Source organism: Cellulosilyticum lentocellum DSM 5427, assembly GCF_000178835.2.
In the GTDB taxonomy this organism is placed as follows: domain Bacteria; phylum Bacillota; class Clostridia; order Lachnospirales; family Cellulosilyticaceae; genus Cellulosilyticum; species Cellulosilyticum lentocellum.
The window spans coordinates 1,031,586-1,048,041 of sequence record NC_015275.1 but is presented as its reverse complement, the minus strand read 5'-3'; the positions used below and the strand labels follow the sequence as shown (position 1 = coordinate 1,048,041).

Sequence of the window (16,456 nt, the reverse complement as noted above, 5' to 3'; positions counted from 1 at the left end):
ATGCCCTACCCTAGTTTTAACTGCATCTTCTTTAATATCTTCTCTTGCTCTTCTCGCATATGCTTAATATACCCATCAATCCCCCCATATTGTTCAACTAATCTAGTACCCCAATTATAGTCTTTTTCCTGTTCTTCTTTATGCCTAGCATTTTCCCCGTGAATACTGGAGCTAGTAGCATTTCGACCATGCTCTTGCCTAAATTCTAAATACCTCATCCTAGCCCATCTACATGACCTTAACTTTCTAAGGCTATTTACTTCTATTTGCCTTACTCTCTCACGAGTTACCCCTATTTCTTTACCTGTCTCTTCTAGTGTATGTACGTTACACTCAAAACCAAATCTAAAAAGTAAAACTTGCCTTTGCTGTAATGTTAAATTATCATTCATAGCCTGTCTTAATTCTTCTGCTAGTTCTTGATGATAAATACTATCTTCTACACTGCAAAACTCTTCCTGCTCTTCTCCTAATGTATCTCCTAATTCCATCTCTCCATCTTCTCCAATAGGTGTATTAAGGCTAACAAATTTAAGGCTACTTTTGATCATGTTTCTTTTTGGATACATAAACCTATGCATCTTCTGATATATCCAGTAATACGCATATGAAGCAAATGGAACGTCTCCATTAATATCATACTTTTCAGCTGCTACTATTAAACCTATTCGCCCCTCCTGGACTAAATCATCCTGATCTATTGCATTGTCACGTTCTGTATAAAACTTCATAGACACTTTGTATATTAACCCCTTATTAGCTTCTAATAGCCTTTCTAAGGCTTTACTATCTCCACATTGATATAACTTAACCAACTCTTCATTGGTCATGATATTCACCACCTACTTTATATTAAAAGACGGTCTAAATTGACCGCCCCATTATTATTTTTGTATTTCTTCTAGTAGCTCTTGAAGCTCTCTAATCTTCTTGTCCTGTTCATCCGTTCTAATACAACCTAGAATAGCATTACACGCTAGAATAATAGTATTGGCTTGCCCTGTGGCTATCTCTCCATTAGCTACCATATTCCCTATTTTGCTAAGGCTCTTTCTAATGTTTGTAGGAGAATCTAATTTAAGTTTTATTTTCTTTTTCTTCTCCATTTGCTTCCCACCCTTCCAGTATATTAGTAGGATAATCACATTTTATGGACTCCTTATTTTCATTTATATAAGCAATATCTACAAGAGGAACATTAGCATCTAAATAGTCATCTAGATTTTTGAGAAGTGCCCCCTCTTCGCGATCTGCTCTATTTACATTCTTGGCCTTACTTATTAGTTTATCTATGTAGGTCATACCTGTCACTCTCCTTACAAATAAAGGCCACTAATTAAAGTGACCCTTGCTTCCTTAATCCTTCTATAAATCCTTGAGTAAATCCTACGACAAAAGGTTTAGGCTTTCTTATGCTCTTAACTGATACAAAAAGATTTTTACTGAGATAACCTTTAATAACTACGCGCTTACCTTTTCTAATAAGCTTACTACTAGCTACTTGTTCATTTAAAGAAGTGCACTGTAATTCAATTCCTTTTGGAGTAATAATAGAGAATAAAAGAGTATGTCCTTTCTCTGTTTTTTGCACTATATCTTTAATTTTAACGACTGCTTCAATCAACATCAAAAGTCACCCCTCTTCTCCTAAGTTCCCTTAACATACCATCTACAGAACCTTCTCCTACTTTATCTGCATTCATATTAACAATAATAGGAGCTCCTGCTTCTTCAGTTAACGCCCCATAGATAGCACCTAAAGCACTAATTACGCTATTATCTTTAGTATTTACATTTTGTGTAACCGTGCTAGATGTGGAAAGATTAGCACCGATAGAGGCTGTTTCCCCTGCAACTGCTGCTTGCATCTGTGCTACTAACTCACCTACCGCATTTCTCACAGTTCCAACACCATTTAATAATCCTTCGGCTAAGGCAGTAGTAGTATCTTGACCTATTTGATTAGCTTCCTCAGGTAATATACTTAGATCATTTCTTACCTTGTCTGTAAATTCGGTTTTAAGGTTGTCAAACTCATCTTTATAGAAGTTTCCGGCCAACTCTCCAGCTAACCTTTGTTTTTCTTCCCATAATGCTAAATAGCTAGTAAGGTTTTCTTCTGGTTGATTCAATAACAGCTCTGTAAAGTCTATAGCATCCTCCATGCTATTCTTGGAAATCAACTCATCTAAAAATGTTTGGCTCACACCTTTTTGCTTAAGAGCTTCTATACTTTTACCAAATAAGGTAAGCTGATTTATATCGTTTTGAAGATCTCCGAGCTTCATGTACTCTATGTCATCTTCCGTAAACTTGTCAAACAAGTCTCCAAAAGCTTTAAACTTTTCTTCGAGAGACGTCTGCTTACTCATGATAGTTTGGTATGCGCTCTCATATGCTGAAATCATCCCAGAATAAGTACTTTCATAGTTCTTGATGTATTGCTCCTGCAACGCCTTTTCATCCTCTAAACCTTGTTTAGTAAGTTCTAGTTTAGATTGATTAGACTCAGCTAAAGCGTTCAACTCTTTTTCTGTTACACTTTTAGCCTTCGCCTCAATATCCTTAAGTTTTTGGGCCTTAGTTTCTTCATCTAAGTCCTCCATGAGATCTAATTCTAGCTTAGCTAATACCTTGTATGCGCCTTCTAAATCTTTGGACTCACTTGCTATAGACATAGCTTTATTCTGCTTATCTAATTTAGCCTCTAAATCAGTAATAGCTTTTTCCTTTTCGACTACCTTTGATTTTTCGATGGCAATATACTTGTTATAGGCTTTTTGTACTCCGGCAACTCCTATAGTTTCTTTTTCTGCTAGTTCCTTTTCAAGTTGCTTTAATTCTTCTGCAGATAGCTTTTCTTTTAGGGCTAGGTACTCCTCTGAACGTTTAACTTCTAGGTCTTGTTCCAACCTTGCGTATTCCTCTGAGGCATCTGTTAACTTCAATGCTGCATCATTAGCAGCTTGATCTGTTGCTTCTTGGTTCTCTTTTGCCTTTTCTTCAACCTTTTTCTGATATTCTTTGGCACCCTTATCCATGATGTCCTGAATATGCTTTAGGTAGCCTTGAGCGTTCTTATCATACTCAGTTAAATCAATAATATCACCAGGCATTTTCATGCCATTATCAACACCATCATCCAATGTTTTGTATTTAGGATCATCAAAACTCGTTCCACTACCACCATGGTACCTACCACTAGAAGATTTATGCAATGTAGAGTCGATTGTATCTTTTCCAATCCCTAATGCATCTAATCCTTTATCGGCGAGCAAGCCTATAAGCCCAAACTGCTTCAAGTTTAGCCTTATACCCTTCGCCAATATTCCCGGCAAATCTTGTCCTGCCCCAAGTATCCCTTCGCCTATTTCATCTATAATATCTTTGCCTACTCCAGCCCAATCTATCGCCATTATCCCATCTTTAAATTTATTCATAACTTCATCTGCACATTGTACAAGTGCAATAGCTGCTGAAATAAGCGCATTTACTAATTTACCTATAATCTCCGGTGCCTTATCTGCTAACTTAGGCAATGCCTTAACAATCCCATCAGCTAGGCCTATTATAATGTCTTCTGCGCACTTAAGCAGTTTTTCGATATTATCTTCTTCTAAGATATAGTCAATAAAATTTAATATAGTCTCTACTGCTGTAGGTATTAACTTAGGCAATGCTTCAGCAATACCTTTACCTAGTTCCAAGATGATAGCTAGACCTGTTTGCAATAGTGTAGGCATAATTTGTACAAAAGAGTCTACCAAAGACATTATAATATTTTTTGCTATGCCAACTATTTCGGCTATGTTCTCTTGTATGCCTTTACCCAACGCTTTTATAATGTCTACACCTAAGGTTAATAGCTTTGGAGTGATTTCACCTATGCCTCTTACGAGTGACATCCCCATTTCTATAGCAGCTCCTGATATGGTCTCTAAATTATCACTCAGTCCCTGTATAAATGACTGTATCAAATCAGAGGCTGCTTCAATCATTTTAGGCGCTGCCTCTGCCACTTTTACAACTATCTCACTAAATACATCACCTAAAGCTACAACTAAACCTTCTAGACCGTTTTTCTCGAATGCACTAGCTAATTTATCTAGCATATCATTAGCGGTCTTTACAACCTCAACCATGGGGTTACGTACATCTTTATAAAAAGTAATACCTAGGTCTGTAAGCTTATTCTTTAATATGCCTATCTGGCTTTCCATAGTGGCGTAACGAGCGCTAGCCTCTTTAGCTAAAGCAGTATTTTCTTTCCATGCTGTGTTACCGATATCCATAGACTTAGCAAACACATCACTTGCGCTACTAGCTCTTAGCAAAGCATCCTTAAGCCTTATCTCTGTGATACCCATGTCATCAAGCACTTTAATAGCACTTATTCCCCTATCCTCAGCAGTGCCTAAGCCTTGGATAAAGCTCATTATTGCACCAGCAGCATCATCTTTAAATGCCTTTTTAAACTGCTCACTGCTCATGCCTGCTACTGCTGCAAATTGACCTAAAGAGCTGTTACCTGTCTCTACCGCTAATGCCATATCAGACATTACTTTACTAAATGCGCTACCACCAGCTTCCGCCTCTATACCTACAGAAGATAAACCTCCGGCTAGAGATAAGATTTGTGCCTCACTCATACCCACTTGTTTACCTGCTCCTGCAAGTCTTAAGCTCATAGCAGTAATTTCTGACTCTGTAGTAGCTAAATTATTACCTAGTGCTACAATTGTACTTCCTAGCTTATCAAAATCGTCCTGGCTCATTCCTGTAATATTAGCTAGTCTTGCTAGACTAGTAGCTGCTTCTTCACTAGATAAGTTTGTAGCATCACCTAATTGAACCATTGTCTTAGTAAAGCTATCTATCTTATCTATGCTTATACCTAATTGTCCAGCTGCTTCTGCTACTCCTGCTATTTCAGCAGCACTTTGGGGCATTTCTTTAGCCATGTTCCGAATAGCACCTTCTAGACTTGCAAGCTGTTCTTCTGTTCCATTTACAGTCTTTTTAACACCAGCGAAAGCACTCTCGAACTCTATACCTGCCTTGATTGCAAAGCCAGCCGCAGTGGCTAAGGCTGCTCCTACTGCCGCTAATGCTTTTGCTACACCACCGGCTAGGTCTTTAAGTCCCCCTAGCCCTTTATCTGCTAACCCTTTTAATCCGTTAAGTCCATCTTTAAAACCTTTATTGTTTAACTGGGTATCAATAATAATAGAACCATCTGCCAAATGTCCTCACCCCCTTTTTAGTGGTACTGGCTCTGCGTACCTAATTTTTATCTATTGGGCAGCTATTGGCTGTAAGTACAAAGCGTTCTTTTTATTATCTAATACAAAAGCATCATAATAAATACGGCCCTCTACTAAATATCCACTTATACCTGGTGGGTTTTCGTGAATTTTATACTCTGCTAACTTAATAGGTGCTGTTGTTGCTATAGTATGACCTATTAAAAATCCTGAGTTTAAAGGTAATCTATTAGATGGTACCTTAATAACTTTCATACCATCAACATAGGCAACTACTCCTTTTAATCTCATCTCTTGCCCTACATTGGTATCTAGTACTAAATCATCGTTTAGCTTCATGAACTTGTATGTTTCAGGTGTGACGATAATAAATCTATTATCCTCCGGAACTTCCTTATCATCTAAAACCTCAGTTCCCGTTGTTATTAATGTATATACATTAGCGGCTGTTATCTCTTCAGCCGTGGCTACAGTTCCTGCATTTGCACACATCTTAGTAAATCTATATAAATCCACTTCTGGTTTTACTACTTCTCTCAGCTGACGATCTAAGGCTTTACCTGCCTCTAAGGCTAATTGGGTCTCGTCTAAATCCGCCTTATCAATCGCAAATGTAAAAGAACGGTCTTTTGACATTGTTAGTTCTTGTGTAGTAGCAGATAAATTTTCTACATTTCCATATCTACTGGTTCCGTCTACTTTTGCCCTATTATAGTCATTCATAGATGCTGTATTAACAGTATAAACCTTTACCGTTTTACTTCCTGTAAAGTCATAATCATCATTAACACATTCGCTAGATCTACTCATAGCCTTAAATCTTTCATCAACTTCTTTTGCATATTTTGTTGCATAATCTACTGACATTCACTTCACTCCTTTATTAATGTTTTAGGCCTTTTAAAAAGGCATCACTTTTTTCTGGTTTTGGATTTGTATTACTTGGTATAGTGATGGTTGGTACCTTTTTCTCGCTTGTAGTATTACTGAATGCCTTCTGTAATACCTCTATATTCTTACACATCTCTTCTTCTGATGAATAATTTAAAACTTCTAATAACTCATTAGGTAAGTTCTTCTCAGATAACAAGTCAGCTGCCTTATATCTAAGTTCTCTTTTATTAAGCTCGGTTTCTCTAGTTTTTAGTTCAACTTCTTTAGTCTCATATTTTGCCTTATACTCGTCATCATACTTAGCTTTTTCCCTTGATAATCTTTCGCCAACTATCCTATTGACATCATCTTGACTAAAGGTTTTATCCCCGCTTTTTGGTGTTGGGTCACCTGCTGGATCATCTGCAAAGAATTGTAGATTAAGTGGTAAAAATTGCTTTTTCATAATATATACCTCCTGTTTAACGTCTTGGTTAGACTAATATGGGCAGTTTCTACACGTACCTAGGTGTGTTGGGTGTCATTCCCTAAAACTCCTTCGGGAGAGTGAGTTTGGGTAGTTTATACACTTACCTAGGTGTCAAAGGTAGGGTAAATCATGCCACAACCTAAAGGATAAATGATATGAAAAAAGAAGATAAATAAAAACGGTGCAAGTATAACTTATGACGCTGACAGTTCGCCACAAATTATTCCCACACCGTTTTTTAACAGTTTCCCTACTATGAAAGGTTAGTAGAGGGTACTTACACCATATTTACTTAGTTATATTATATCATATCCATAGGAGGTATACAAGCTATTTCCTATGATTATCAAAGCTTCAATGCTATTTCTATATATCACTTTCAAGCATAATTTTAGGGGCTTTCATATCAGAAAACCCCTGTTTTAGTGCTATTTATTCAAGTTCTAAGTACATATTCTTGCGATTTTTCTTATCATAAGGCTTACTTATATGCACGATTTTGAACCCTTTTAATGCTTCCAGTACCCTTGGCATATCTTCTGTATCTGTATATGAAATTCTAATCTTAATCATAATTTATCACGCTCCTATTGATTTATTCAGGCTCACACGATAAAATTAAGGTGCGAATTTAAGTTATCATGTAAGCCTTTAGTGAACGGATTTTCCGTTTACCTATTGGCTTCTTTTCTTTTTAAGAACTCCAATTCCTTAATGCCTTTTAATAGCCCTCTTACCTTATCTTGGACTGATTCTCTCATTTCAGCATTTACATAGTCATTGAGATACTCAAAATAATCATCTAAATCTTCTGTTGGAATATTCTCACTACCTTTACTGACCACTTCATATAAATCAAGAAATAAATCACCAACTAAAAATGCTTTCTCGTATTTTTCTCCTCTACGGCGCGCCCTTTCTTGCTGTATACCAATTATACGTCCATAATTAAAAGCATATATGGCTTCAGTACACTCATCACATTCAGCTAGCTTTCTTAAATGTTTAAGGTCTCTTAGGTATTCCCATGGTGTTAATGCCTTTTCTATTGACTTAATATTTAATAGTTTCATATGTATCAGCTCCTATCCTAATAGCATTTGTTTAGTAATCTATTTCTTACACCAATAGCTTCATTAGCTTTACCTCTATCTGCCTTGGCAAGTTCTTCGATATACTCGTCCCATCCTTCAATACTTGCATATTCAACCAAAAGATCCTCTTTATAATCACTTAAAAATTTACAATATACCCAATCTACATATCTTCGGTGTTCCATTTTCTTTAACTTAATTCTTTCTATGAAATTCACTATACTAGATTTACTTTGTATCTTTTCTTTAATGGCTGCTATCCTTCTATCACTATCTTTAATAATTTCTAATCCATTCATCACAAGTTCACCTATATGATTTATTTCCTTGGCCTTTGCTTTAATTTCTTTATGAAACCTCTCTGCTTTATTTTGGTATTCTTGGTATTCTCTTTCCCTATGATAAGTGTCATATATGATATAAAACTGCATTATATCCCAATGATAGTAATGCCATAAGAATTCCTCTAAATTATCCCCTATAGACTTATCTAACTCTAACCCTTTTAAATACTTCATAGTAGAAAAATAATCTTTCTGTGACCACTTTTCTCCATCATACTCTTTATGTATTGGGAATAGCTGCATAATCTGTCTTGGCGTAGCTTGTTTGAGAAGCTCCTGGACTTCATCAGATAATTTACATCCTGTTTCAAGTTGCTCCTTGGTATATGTATTTTCATATAACAATGTATCAACTGCCCTCACTCCATTAAAAACCCCCTTCAAGAAGTGGTCTTTATCATTGCTCTCTTTTGCTGATTCATACATCTTCACATAAAGCAGATGTTTATCTGTATCTCTTCTTATCATTTCATCATCTTCTTTCTACACTTGGTTTAATAGATTATCTAAATCCTTATTTGCTTCATCTGCCACTTTAGCCCCGACATTCTCATTGGGTAGCTCTATAACTCTTGTAGAGTTCCTGATTTGATTAACAGTTGAAGTATTGTACTTTAATTCATCTAAAGTCTTTCTACTTGTTATTATGGTTATTTTTCTAAGGCAAGTTCTTTTATTTATAAGTCCATATAAAATTGAACTTGTATAATCTGTTGCCTTGTCGGCTCCTAAGTCATCTATAATCAATATATTTGCATTCTCAATACTCCTTAGCCTGTCCTCACTTCTAATATCTTCATTGTTTGAATATCGGTTTGCCTTTCTCGACTCGCAAAATAGGCTAGAAGCATCTATAAAGCGGGGCTGCTCTTTATACTGTCTTATTAATCCATTTGCTATAATACATGCAAGCAAGGTCTTTCCTGAGCCAGTACTAGGGCTATGTATGTAGAGACCAACTCCCTTGTCTTTAAACTTATTAAAGTGCTGAATAAAGTTAATGCTTTTTTGTCTTGCTTCTTTTGCAACTAATAAATTAGTATATCTTTCATAATCAAATTCCTTTGTCCTTGCATACCTATATGCTTGTGGAATCCCTGTACTTAATGCTGTTCTATCATAATTCTCTTTAAGGACTGCATACTCATTAATTCCACCGTCTTTGCGTCTTATATGATACGTTTTGCCCTCTTGAACATTATGAATATTAAACGGTGTTTCTATAGGCTCATTTTTCATATAGTAATAATATGGGTTTCCTTCATCATCCGTTAACTTTACATCAGTATGGCAAGTTGTTGACATATTCATCACTATAGAACTTGCTTGGGTCAATTGTTGGTTTTGGCTCTCCACCATTTATCACCTCTTTCAATTCTTCCTTATGTGCTTCTTGATAATTTTCATCTAAGTAATCTATAAAACCACCATTAAAGAATGTACTTCCATGCTTTATATATTCCTTTGATGTTTGTTTGGCTTCAATATCTTGAACATATCTGTCAATACATCTTTCTAATTGCTCATATCCATATTGATGAATAAGTTTAGGTAATTTCTTAATTGCTTTATCCTTACCCTTCTTATTTGGGTATGAACTCCATAGCTGCTCTGCTTGCTGAGCATATATATTCTTATTGGTATTCTCTTTAGTATTCTTATTAGTATTCTTTTTAGTCGTATTACAACCAACCCCTCGGTCGTATAAAACATAACCCTTAGGCGTGTCGTGACCAATAGGTTGGTCGTATAATGACGTACTGTTAGTCGTATCACGACCAACCGAAATATATTCGAGTAAGTATTTAAGGTCAATCTCATATGAATTAGTATCCCATGTATTGTTTTGAGACTTACCTCTGAATACTTTTATGATATTCATTTGTTTAAGCTCATTAATAGTTGCCTTGACCTTTGTTTGTCCACATGGTATACGCTGCATTAACATACTAATCGAAATCTTGAACCCTGCTTCATTGCTTAATATGTTGCATATAAGACTTTTTTGATACGGATTAAGGTTATTGGCTCGTATTATTGCATTATGTATTTGAGTAAAGTCTCTGTCCATTTATGTATCACCGCCTAAAACTCTTGGCCGATTAATTTATTTAGCCATTCGTCAATCCTTGAAATAATAATGCGGTACCTGTTGCCGACCTTAATATATGGTGGTGGATTGCTACTCCTAAGCATTTCTCTAGCTGTACTTTCGCCAACTCCCATAATTTCTGCAAACTCTTTTACTCCTATTGTTTTTTCTTCAACTTTCCTTCTGTGTTCTTTGACCATTTCTGTAAGGTCTCTTACTGTTTCACTCATTCCATTACCTCCCCTTGGATTAAAGTAAAGTCTTTAAGTTCTCTCTCTATAATCTTATATATGTCGTTGGCCTGTTCAATGTAGTTCATGTAATTGTCTAGTTCAAGTGCTCTTTCATCATGTAACCTATTGACTATCTTCCAAATTAAAGTATCTCTTTTCATTCAATCATCCTTTCTAAAAAAGGTAAGTCAAATTTTTTGCCTATCTATCCTCTTTAAGTAAATCTTCAACTTTACAATTTAACGCTTTGCAAAGTTTTCCAACAGTAGAAGGCCTTGGAATAAATCCATTATTAACAATTCTATTAATTGACGTTCTACTAACCCCTGAAACATTAGAAAGGTCAGTATAAGTAAATCCGTTGTTATAGATTAGACTTTTCAACTTTTCCACATTAACATTCATGCTATCACCACCAATATGTAAATTTATAAACTATTTGTTTATATTTCGTAGTATAATATAAACTATATGTTTAGTCAATGCTTTTTGTAAACTATTTGTTTATTTTTTTATCATATTGGTTTATAATAATAAGAAATAAATTTTAGGAGGAATAGATTTGAATAATGTACTTTTAAAAACAAAAAGGAAAGAAATGAAATTATCTCAATCAGCATTAGGTTCACTTGTAGGTGTAAGCGGTGCATATATTCAACAACTAGAGGCTGGAACTAAAAATCCTAGCATAGAGACATTAAAAAAAATTGCAGATGCATTAAATATACGTGTTAACGAATTGTTTGTAGATACGTTAGAAAATATACTCCGCAAAGAGATTGACAAACCACAAAAATGTGATGATGAACTTATAGATATGATTAGGAATTCTGATGAAATAGAAAATGTAATAGGCGCACTATTGCTTTTTAACAAAACTTTTAAATATAATTCTATAATCTGTAATTTATCTGACAATGATCTATCATTTCTTGTTACTCTATTATCAGGAACATTTAACTCTATATATGAGTCTTATATCAATATGATTGCTGAATCTAAAAAAGAAGGTGAATAGTCATGGCTACAGATCAACCAAAGAAACGCAAGCCACGATCTAAGGCTAACGGTGAGGGTACCATATATGCCACCACAAAGAACGGTAAGACGTACTATAAGGCTACCCTTACAGTTGGTACCAATGAGGATGGAAAACTGATTAGGAAGTCCTTCTGCTCCTATAAGAAGCAAGAAGTTATTGACCGTATGGCGGAATATAGGACTCAGTCCAATAGTGGTTTAACCTCAAGTAATGATAAGATCACATTAAATCAATGGTTTTATACTTGGTTATTTGAATTTAGGATTAATGAGCTAAAGGATACATCTTTTGAACGATATGAAGGAATCTATAGAAATTATATAAAAGGCTCAGCGCTAGGAAAAAGGAAACTTGTCGATATTAGAACCGCCCATATACAATCCTATTACAACGCTCTAGCTGAGCAGGGCAAGACCACTAACACAATCAAGGTATTAAATAAAACGCTTAAAACATGCCTTAATGACGCTGTAAAACAAGGCTATATTGTAAGGAACTATTGTTCATTGGTAACTATGCCTAAGTGTGAGGGTGCAGCTGGTACTGATAAGGATAATGACATTACTTTCTTCACACCTGAAGAACAAAAAACGTTTATAGGTTCTTTAGAGAAAAACAAAAACAGGATGCTATTTATACTAGCATTAGGCAGCGGCCTACGACTTGGAGAGTTGATGGCCCTGAAATGGGATAATGTGGACATGGTAAACAATACTTTGAGTGTAACTCATGCTATTTCAAGATTATCCAAGGTAGGAAAAGACGGTTCTAGGACATGGTCAGTATTGGAACATGATCCCAAGACTAAAAGCAGTACCAGGATCATCCCTTTGCCAACTAAGATTATAAAAGAATTAAAAAAGCATAAGGCAGAACAGGACAAGTTAATATTAAAGTATGGTGATTTATACCAAAAAAATAATCTAGTGTTCTGTACCGATTTAGGCGGATACTTAGACACTAGAAATTTAACAAGATCATATGCTCGTGCTCTGGCCAATGCAGGCATTGAGCATAAAAAATTTCACTCTATGCGACATACTTATGCGACCAGGCTATTCGAAAATGATGTTCCCATCAAGACCGTGCAATCACTTATGGGACATAACGATATTACTACTACAATGAATATTTACACTCATGTTACACCTCAGCAGATGACTGATGAAGTGCAAAAACTGAATAAGATTTTCAACCTTTAGCCATGGCCATAGAACCGTGGCTTTTTAATTGTCAGAAATCTTACTGCAACCCTACTGCAACCTTTTGGCTTATTGCAACCCGAAATAAAAAATTCTCTAAGCTTGTATCTATTGATACTCAAAGCCTAGAGAATTCAATTTACGCACGCGGTAGGATTCGAACCCACGACATTCTGATCCGAAGTCAGACGCTCTATCCAGCTGAACTACGCGTGCTTTTTTTGTTAGCTTGTTTATTGTACCACTTTTTAGTAGTCAGTTCAATAGGTTAATGCAGTAATAGCTTCATCATAGCTAGTTACTCTCTTTACGGTAAAGTATTTCATAAATTCCTTGGTCCACATATCCATTTCACCTTCAATATCATTTACTTCATTCATGATGAATACCACCTGCTTACAACCTGTTTCGCTCATTTGTGGTAAGAACTCCTTAAAGCCCCATTCTACATCTGCTGGGTCATCTTCAAAACCATTTCTGGCATCAACAATAAAATTACACCCTTTGTTGGTTCTTGCAAGCTCTATAGCACATTTAACAGGGGCTCTATAATCTTCACCCCTACAAAACTGTTTCCACTGTAAGAAAACCACCTTTTCATTTTTATGGTACTCTACTTTACAAAAATCTGATTTAAATATAGTGCTTTTCTCCTTAGCTTTTATCCTCTTTATTTCACTTATGGCTGTTACTACCCAGAAAGCACTAGTTAATACAATGCTTCTTAACTGTATCGGTTGTTGAGACTTCTGCACATATACTATTGTAAAGAATACCATTAATGTTGCTATGATTAAATTTTTAAATAAAAAGTGCTTAGAGAAGATTCCTATTAAAAAAAGCAAGCCCCCCATCACAACTATACTAGCTTCCCACATCATATAATTAGGATTCTCTCCTTTTCTAAGTAGTATCATACCTCCTCCAATCAAAATCAACACTAAACCAATTTTTGTAATGGTTGGTCTAATATGTACCTTGCTTTGAATCCAATCTTGTATCTTAGCACTGCTTTCTTTCATTCTTAATGCCGTAAGAATCATCATCATAACTCCTAGTAGTACCATGGCTGCAATAAAACTCTCCACCTCTTGAATCGGAAATACAACTGCTAAAAGAATTGCAAGTGCAAAGAAAATAATTGTTGCTACAATAAACTTTTTATATCCTTTTTCCATTTTTCACCTCTATTAGTTTTCACTTTAAGTTGCATCAAATTCATAATATTTAAATTTTATACCTATTATTTCTGTACATTGTTAAACTAATTATTATCCTTTATACTATTACCTATAATTTCTTTAGTATTAGGAGGATATCTATGTCGATTGCAGTTTTCCTTAAATTAGTTGAACTACCTACTAAAGTAGCTAGTATTATTCCCTTCTTATTCGGGACACTTTATACCCTTTATGCTTTTGACAGCTTTGACTGGAAAAATGCCGTACTTATGTTTTTAGCTATGCTTATTTTTGATATGACTACTACAGCTATTAACAATTATATTGATTTTATGACTGCTCGTAAAAAAGATGGCTACGGTTATGAAATACATAATGCTATGGGTGCTTATGATCTTAGTCCACGATTAGTTCGTAGCCTTATTTACATTATGCTTGCTCTATCTACTGTTTTAGGTCTTTGCCTAGTTTATCGAACCAATTTAACAGTATTAGCCTTTGGGATACTTTGTTTTGCCATTGGTATTTTATATACTTCTGGGCCTTTACCTATTTCTAGGACACCCTTTGGCGAAGTTTTTTCAGGACTTACTATGGGACTAGTGCTTACTTTTATCACCATTTACATTCATGTATTTGATCAAAACCTTTTAAATTTAAGCTTTAGTGATTGGCAGGTTAACCTAAACTTTAATTTAAAAATACTTATAGGTATCTTTTTAGCTTGTGTACCTCTTATAAACTGTATTGCTAATATTATGCTTGCTAATAATCTGTGTGATATGAAAGAAGACCTCGTTAATAAGCGCTACACCTTACCTATATATATAGGAAAAAAATCCGGGCTTGTTCTATGGGAAGTCCTTTATTATTTAAGTTATATTGCTATCGTTATAAGTGTCATAACAGGCTACCTTCCTTGGATTTGCCTACTTACCTTAATCACACTTATTCCTATTTATAAAAATATAGCAGCTTTTAAAGTACTTCAAACAAAGAAAGATACTTTTATCTTTGCTATTAAAAATTTCTTAATACTTAATAGTTGTTATGTACTTACACTTGGCTTTGCCCTTTTGTTGAAAATATAATCCAATCAGAGGCTTTATTACCTTTTCTCCCCTTTTAGTACTAGCCTTAATCACAAAAGAGACAAATATCATTTTCATATTTGTCTCTTTTTGATGATTTGTAGAAGCCTTGTCTAAATCATTTTAGGCTATGATTTAGACCTTTTCGCTTTCTACTCATAATCAGTATGAGCTAGAAAGTTCATAAAATTTTCATCATAATTGGGGTCCTCAAAATAGGAAATTGGTATATTGTAGTATACTACAACAGTTTCCTCGTTATAGTTTACTATTTCAAAGCCCAATTTTTCTAAATCTTGCTTTGACAGATAATATTCTTCATCTACATTAATGGGATTACATTTAATTTCCGGTACCAATTCATCCGCTGTCCTATTTTTAAGTTTCTTACTTTTAATGCCACTCGTCAAATGTGCATAGCTATTAAATGAACCTGGTATTAAGTAATAGGTCCCACCTTCTTCTTTGATGGCGCAATCGAGCCAGCTTAGTGGGAAGTATTGCTTCCCATTCTTTTCGATTATGCCATTATAGGCATACTTATCCGAATTCTTTGAAAATGCTCTATAAAACTTTTCATCATAATAACGTTTTTCTGCATCTGACAAATACCTTAAACTTTTTGGTAATATAAGTGCTTGTTTTTCTGTTTTAACTAAATCTAGTTTAAAATCAAATGCTATATTTTCCATAGTCATATAATCTAGGTTGCCTTTAGCTGAAAAGTGTGCTGTATTATTGTCAAATTTCATTTTAGTTTCACATTCACTACCATAAATTGCACCCTTTAAGAAATAGTAATACATCTCATACAGCTGTCCATCCTTAAATTTTTCTTCTACTGCTTTTATAAGCTGTTCTCTGGTATCTGCTAGTTCTGTAGCGTCTACCTCTTTACCAAATTCATCTGCTACTAAATCATAAAGTTCACCTGTATGATTTAAACAAGCTTTTAGTAAAGAAATACTACCTTTACTAAAGCTTTCTTCATCTAAATTCATTGTAAAATTCTTTCCATCACCTTGAAGAGGAATATCTACCTTTTCATTACTGAGTAAGTCTAAGGCTTTCGCTCCAACTGTTCTACCACTCTTAAGTAGTTCAAAATAAAACTCTAGATCACTTGGCATAGTTTCACCAATATAATCCTCTCCTAATTTCTCATACTGTTGATGAGGATAGTTTGAAATGTAATAGGCTTTATCTAAAATCAGCTGATCTTCTTTTAAGTAGCCTTCTAAGTGAAAGGGGTCCTCATTAGCAGAATTAGTTACATCTACTATAAAATGGCCCATTTGCTCTTCTAAGTCTAAATAAGCTGTAACTTTATATTTAACCGTAATCTCTTCACCTTTATGACTCTCATTATCCCCGAAATACATTGAATCTTCTAACACTATTTTACCACTAAAATTTATACCCATATAAGGCCAATTGACTAGTTGTGTTAACTGGTCTATTAATGCTTTCTCTGTGGTATTACAGCCTGTTATGCAGCTTACTACTAGAATAACGAGCATCATCCAAGTCACTTTTTTCATTTTGTTTTC

General features: G+C 34.9%; 20 protein-coding genes and 1 tRNA gene. 3 read left to right on the top strand and 18 right to left on the bottom strand.

Annotated features, from left to right (window positions below):
- Window positions 1-5 precede the first annotated feature (5 nt).
- The 15 genes from CLOLE_RS04560 to CLOLE_RS04500 all read right to left on the bottom strand — a co-directional run bounded on the left by CLOLE_RS04560 (window position 6) and on the right by CLOLE_RS04500 (window position 10,795).
- A complete protein-coding gene (locus CLOLE_RS04560; RefSeq protein WP_013655911.1) occupies window positions 6-830 on the bottom strand; it encodes a sigma-70 family RNA polymerase sigma factor in 825 nt (274 codons plus the stop codon).
- A 54-nt stretch (window positions 831-884) separates the two neighbouring features.
- Complete coding sequence (locus CLOLE_RS04555; RefSeq protein ID WP_013655910.1) at window positions 885-1,106, bottom strand: hypothetical protein; 222 nt, start codon at window positions 1,104-1,106, stop codon at window positions 885-887.
- Window positions 1,078-1,302, bottom strand: a complete 225-nt coding sequence (locus tag CLOLE_RS04550) for a hypothetical protein (protein ID WP_013655909.1) — start codon at window positions 1,300-1,302, stop codon at window positions 1,078-1,080. Before CLOLE_RS04550 ends, CLOLE_RS04555 begins: the two co-directional genes overlap by 29 nt.
- Before the next feature lie 34 nt (window positions 1,303-1,336).
- The gene (locus CLOLE_RS04545) at window positions 1,337-1,627 is read right to left on the bottom strand and encodes a hypothetical protein (protein WP_013655908.1); all 291 of its coding nucleotides are present in this window, start codon (window positions 1,625-1,627) and stop codon (window positions 1,337-1,339) included.
- On the bottom strand, window positions 1,617-5,243 hold the full coding sequence (locus CLOLE_RS21645; RefSeq protein WP_013655907.1) for a phage tail tape measure protein: 3,627 nt from the start codon (window positions 5,241-5,243) through the stop codon (window positions 1,617-1,619). Before CLOLE_RS21645 ends, CLOLE_RS04545 begins: the two co-directional genes overlap by 11 nt.
- A 51-nt stretch (window positions 5,244-5,294) precedes the next feature.
- Window positions 5,295-6,131 carry a hypothetical protein gene (locus CLOLE_RS04535; protein WP_013655906.1) on the bottom strand — a complete coding sequence of 279 codons (837 nt, stop codon included), beginning with the start codon at window positions 6,129-6,131 and terminating at the stop codon, window positions 5,295-5,297.
- 16 nt (window positions 6,132-6,147) lie between these two features.
- Entirely contained in the window at window positions 6,148-6,603 is a 456-nt protein-coding gene (locus tag CLOLE_RS21640; RefSeq protein WP_013655905.1) for a capsid assembly scaffolding protein Gp46 family protein, read from the bottom strand.
- Between the two features lie 456 nt (window positions 6,604-7,059).
- Complete coding sequence (locus tag CLOLE_RS22835; RefSeq protein ID WP_013655904.1) at window positions 7,060-7,200, bottom strand: hypothetical protein; 141 nt, start codon at window positions 7,198-7,200, stop codon at window positions 7,060-7,062.
- A gap of 98 nt (window positions 7,201-7,298) precedes the next feature.
- Window positions 7,299-7,700, bottom strand: a complete 402-nt coding sequence (locus tag CLOLE_RS04525; protein WP_013655903.1) for a hypothetical protein — start codon at window positions 7,698-7,700, stop codon at window positions 7,299-7,301.
- A gap of 17 nt (window positions 7,701-7,717) precedes the next feature.
- Window positions 7,718-8,533, bottom strand: a complete 816-nt coding sequence (locus tag CLOLE_RS21635) for a hypothetical protein (RefSeq protein ID WP_013655902.1) — start codon at window positions 8,531-8,533, stop codon at window positions 7,718-7,720.
- A 15-nt stretch (window positions 8,534-8,548) separates the two neighbouring features.
- Window positions 8,549-9,424, bottom strand: coding sequence for an ATP-binding protein (locus tag CLOLE_RS04515; protein WP_083801215.1), 876 nt, complete (start codon window positions 9,422-9,424; stop codon window positions 8,549-8,551).
- Window positions 9,348-10,007: a hypothetical protein gene (locus CLOLE_RS04510; protein WP_162145065.1), complete on the bottom strand. Its 660-nt coding sequence runs from the start codon at window positions 10,005-10,007 to the stop codon at window positions 9,348-9,350. Before CLOLE_RS04510 ends, CLOLE_RS04515 begins: the two co-directional genes overlap by 77 nt.
- A gap of 143 nt (window positions 10,008-10,150) precedes the next feature.
- Complete coding sequence (locus tag CLOLE_RS04505) at window positions 10,151-10,387, bottom strand: helix-turn-helix transcriptional regulator (RefSeq protein ID WP_013655899.1); 237 nt, start codon at window positions 10,385-10,387, stop codon at window positions 10,151-10,153.
- The gene (locus CLOLE_RS22830) at window positions 10,384-10,551 is read right to left on the bottom strand and encodes a hypothetical protein (protein ID WP_013655898.1); all 168 of its coding nucleotides are present in this window, start codon (window positions 10,549-10,551) and stop codon (window positions 10,384-10,386) included. The genes CLOLE_RS04505 and CLOLE_RS22830 overlap by 4 nt, the downstream gene beginning before the upstream one ends.
- A 40-nt stretch (window positions 10,552-10,591) precedes the next feature.
- The gene (locus CLOLE_RS04500) at window positions 10,592-10,795 is read right to left on the bottom strand and encodes a helix-turn-helix transcriptional regulator (protein WP_013655897.1); all 204 of its coding nucleotides are present in this window, start codon (window positions 10,793-10,795) and stop codon (window positions 10,592-10,594) included.
- A gap of 157 nt (window positions 10,796-10,952) precedes the next feature.
- On the opposite strand from CLOLE_RS04500, the gene CLOLE_RS21630 reads away from it, so the two are divergent.
- Both CLOLE_RS21630 and CLOLE_RS04490 read left to right on the top strand, forming a co-directional pair.
- Window positions 10,953-11,408, top strand: a complete 456-nt coding sequence (locus CLOLE_RS21630; RefSeq protein WP_013655896.1) for a helix-turn-helix domain-containing protein — start codon at window positions 10,953-10,955, stop codon at window positions 11,406-11,408.
- A 2-nt stretch (window positions 11,409-11,410) separates the two neighbouring features.
- Window positions 11,411-12,634, top strand: a complete 1,224-nt coding sequence (locus CLOLE_RS04490; RefSeq protein ID WP_013655895.1) for a tyrosine-type recombinase/integrase — start codon at window positions 11,411-11,413, stop codon at window positions 12,632-12,634.
- A 142-nt stretch (window positions 12,635-12,776) separates the two neighbouring features.
- Here the strand turns inward: CLOLE_RS04490 and CLOLE_RS04485 are convergent.
- Both CLOLE_RS04485 and CLOLE_RS23900 read right to left on the bottom strand, forming a co-directional pair.
- A tRNA-Arg gene (locus CLOLE_RS04485) sits at window positions 12,777-12,850 on the bottom strand.
- 44 nt (window positions 12,851-12,894) lie between these two features.
- A complete protein-coding gene (locus tag CLOLE_RS23900; protein WP_013655894.1) occupies window positions 12,895-13,812 on the bottom strand; it encodes a hypothetical protein in 918 nt (305 codons plus the stop codon).
- 143 nt (window positions 13,813-13,955) lie between these two features.
- Here CLOLE_RS23900 and menA point away from each other — a divergent pair, with 143 nt between their 5' ends.
- Window positions 13,956-14,906, top strand: coding sequence for a 1,4-dihydroxy-2-naphthoate polyprenyltransferase (gene menA / locus CLOLE_RS04475; RefSeq protein WP_013655893.1), 951 nt, complete (start codon window positions 13,956-13,958; stop codon window positions 14,904-14,906).
- 152 nt (window positions 14,907-15,058) lie between these two features.
- Here menA and CLOLE_RS04470 read toward each other — a convergent pair whose 3' ends face one another.
- Window positions 15,059-16,447 (bottom strand): hypothetical protein, encoded by a 1,389-nt coding sequence (locus CLOLE_RS04470; RefSeq protein WP_013655892.1) that lies wholly within the window; start codon window positions 16,445-16,447, stop codon window positions 15,059-15,061.
- Window positions 16,448-16,456: the final 9 nt, after the last annotated feature.

Bases quoted from the DNA above. Each gene is read 5' to 3' on its own strand.
- CLOLE_RS04560 (WP_013655911.1), bottom strand. From the start codon at position 830: ATGACCAATGAAGAGTTGGTTAAGTTATATCAATGTGGAGATAGTAAA.
- CLOLE_RS04555 (WP_013655910.1), bottom strand. From the start codon at position 1,106: ATGGAGAAGAAAAAGAAAATAAAACTTAAATTAGATTCTCCTACAAAC.
- CLOLE_RS04550 (WP_013655909.1), bottom strand. From the start codon at position 1,302: ATGACCTACATAGATAAACTAATAAGTAAGGCCAAGAATGTAAATAGA.
- CLOLE_RS04545 (WP_013655908.1), bottom strand. From the start codon at position 1,627: ATGTTGATTGAAGCAGTCGTTAAAATTAAAGATATAGTGCAAAAAACA.
- CLOLE_RS04535 (WP_013655906.1), bottom strand. From the start codon at position 6,131: ATGTCAGTAGATTATGCAACAAAATATGCAAAAGAAGTTGATGAAAGA.
- CLOLE_RS21640 (WP_013655905.1), bottom strand. From the start codon at position 6,603: ATGAAAAAGCAATTTTTACCACTTAATCTACAATTCTTTGCAGATGAT.
- CLOLE_RS22835 (WP_013655904.1), bottom strand. From the start codon at position 7,200: ATGATTAAGATTAGAATTTCATATACAGATACAGAAGATATGCCAAGG.
- CLOLE_RS04525 (WP_013655903.1), bottom strand. From the start codon at position 7,700: ATGAAACTATTAAATATTAAGTCAATAGAAAAGGCATTAACACCATGG.
- CLOLE_RS21635 (WP_013655902.1), bottom strand. From the start codon at position 8,533: ATGATAAGAAGAGATACAGATAAACATCTGCTTTATGTGAAGATGTAT.
- CLOLE_RS04515 (WP_083801215.1), bottom strand. From the start codon at position 9,424: ATGGTGGAGAGCCAAAACCAACAATTGACCCAAGCAAGTTCTATAGTG.
- CLOLE_RS04510 (WP_162145065.1), bottom strand. From the start codon at position 10,007: ATGCAGCGTATACCATGTGGACAAACAAAGGTCAAGGCAACTATTAAT.
- CLOLE_RS04505 (WP_013655899.1), bottom strand. From the start codon at position 10,387: ATGAGTGAAACAGTAAGAGACCTTACAGAAATGGTCAAAGAACACAGA.
- CLOLE_RS22830 (WP_013655898.1), bottom strand. From the start codon at position 10,551: ATGAAAAGAGATACTTTAATTTGGAAGATAGTCAATAGGTTACATGAT.
- CLOLE_RS04500 (WP_013655897.1), bottom strand. From the start codon at position 10,795: ATGAATGTTAATGTGGAAAAGTTGAAAAGTCTAATCTATAACAACGGA.
- CLOLE_RS04490 (WP_013655895.1), top strand. From the start codon at position 11,411: ATGGCTACAGATCAACCAAAGAAACGCAAGCCACGATCTAAGGCTAAC.
- CLOLE_RS23900 (WP_013655894.1), bottom strand. From the start codon at position 13,812: ATGGAAAAAGGATATAAAAAGTTTATTGTAGCAACAATTATTTTCTTT.
- menA (WP_013655893.1), top strand. From the start codon at position 13,956: ATGTCGATTGCAGTTTTCCTTAAATTAGTTGAACTACCTACTAAAGTA.
- CLOLE_RS04470 (WP_013655892.1), bottom strand. From the start codon at position 16,447: ATGAAAAAAGTGACTTGGATGATGCTCGTTATTCTAGTAGTAAGCTGC.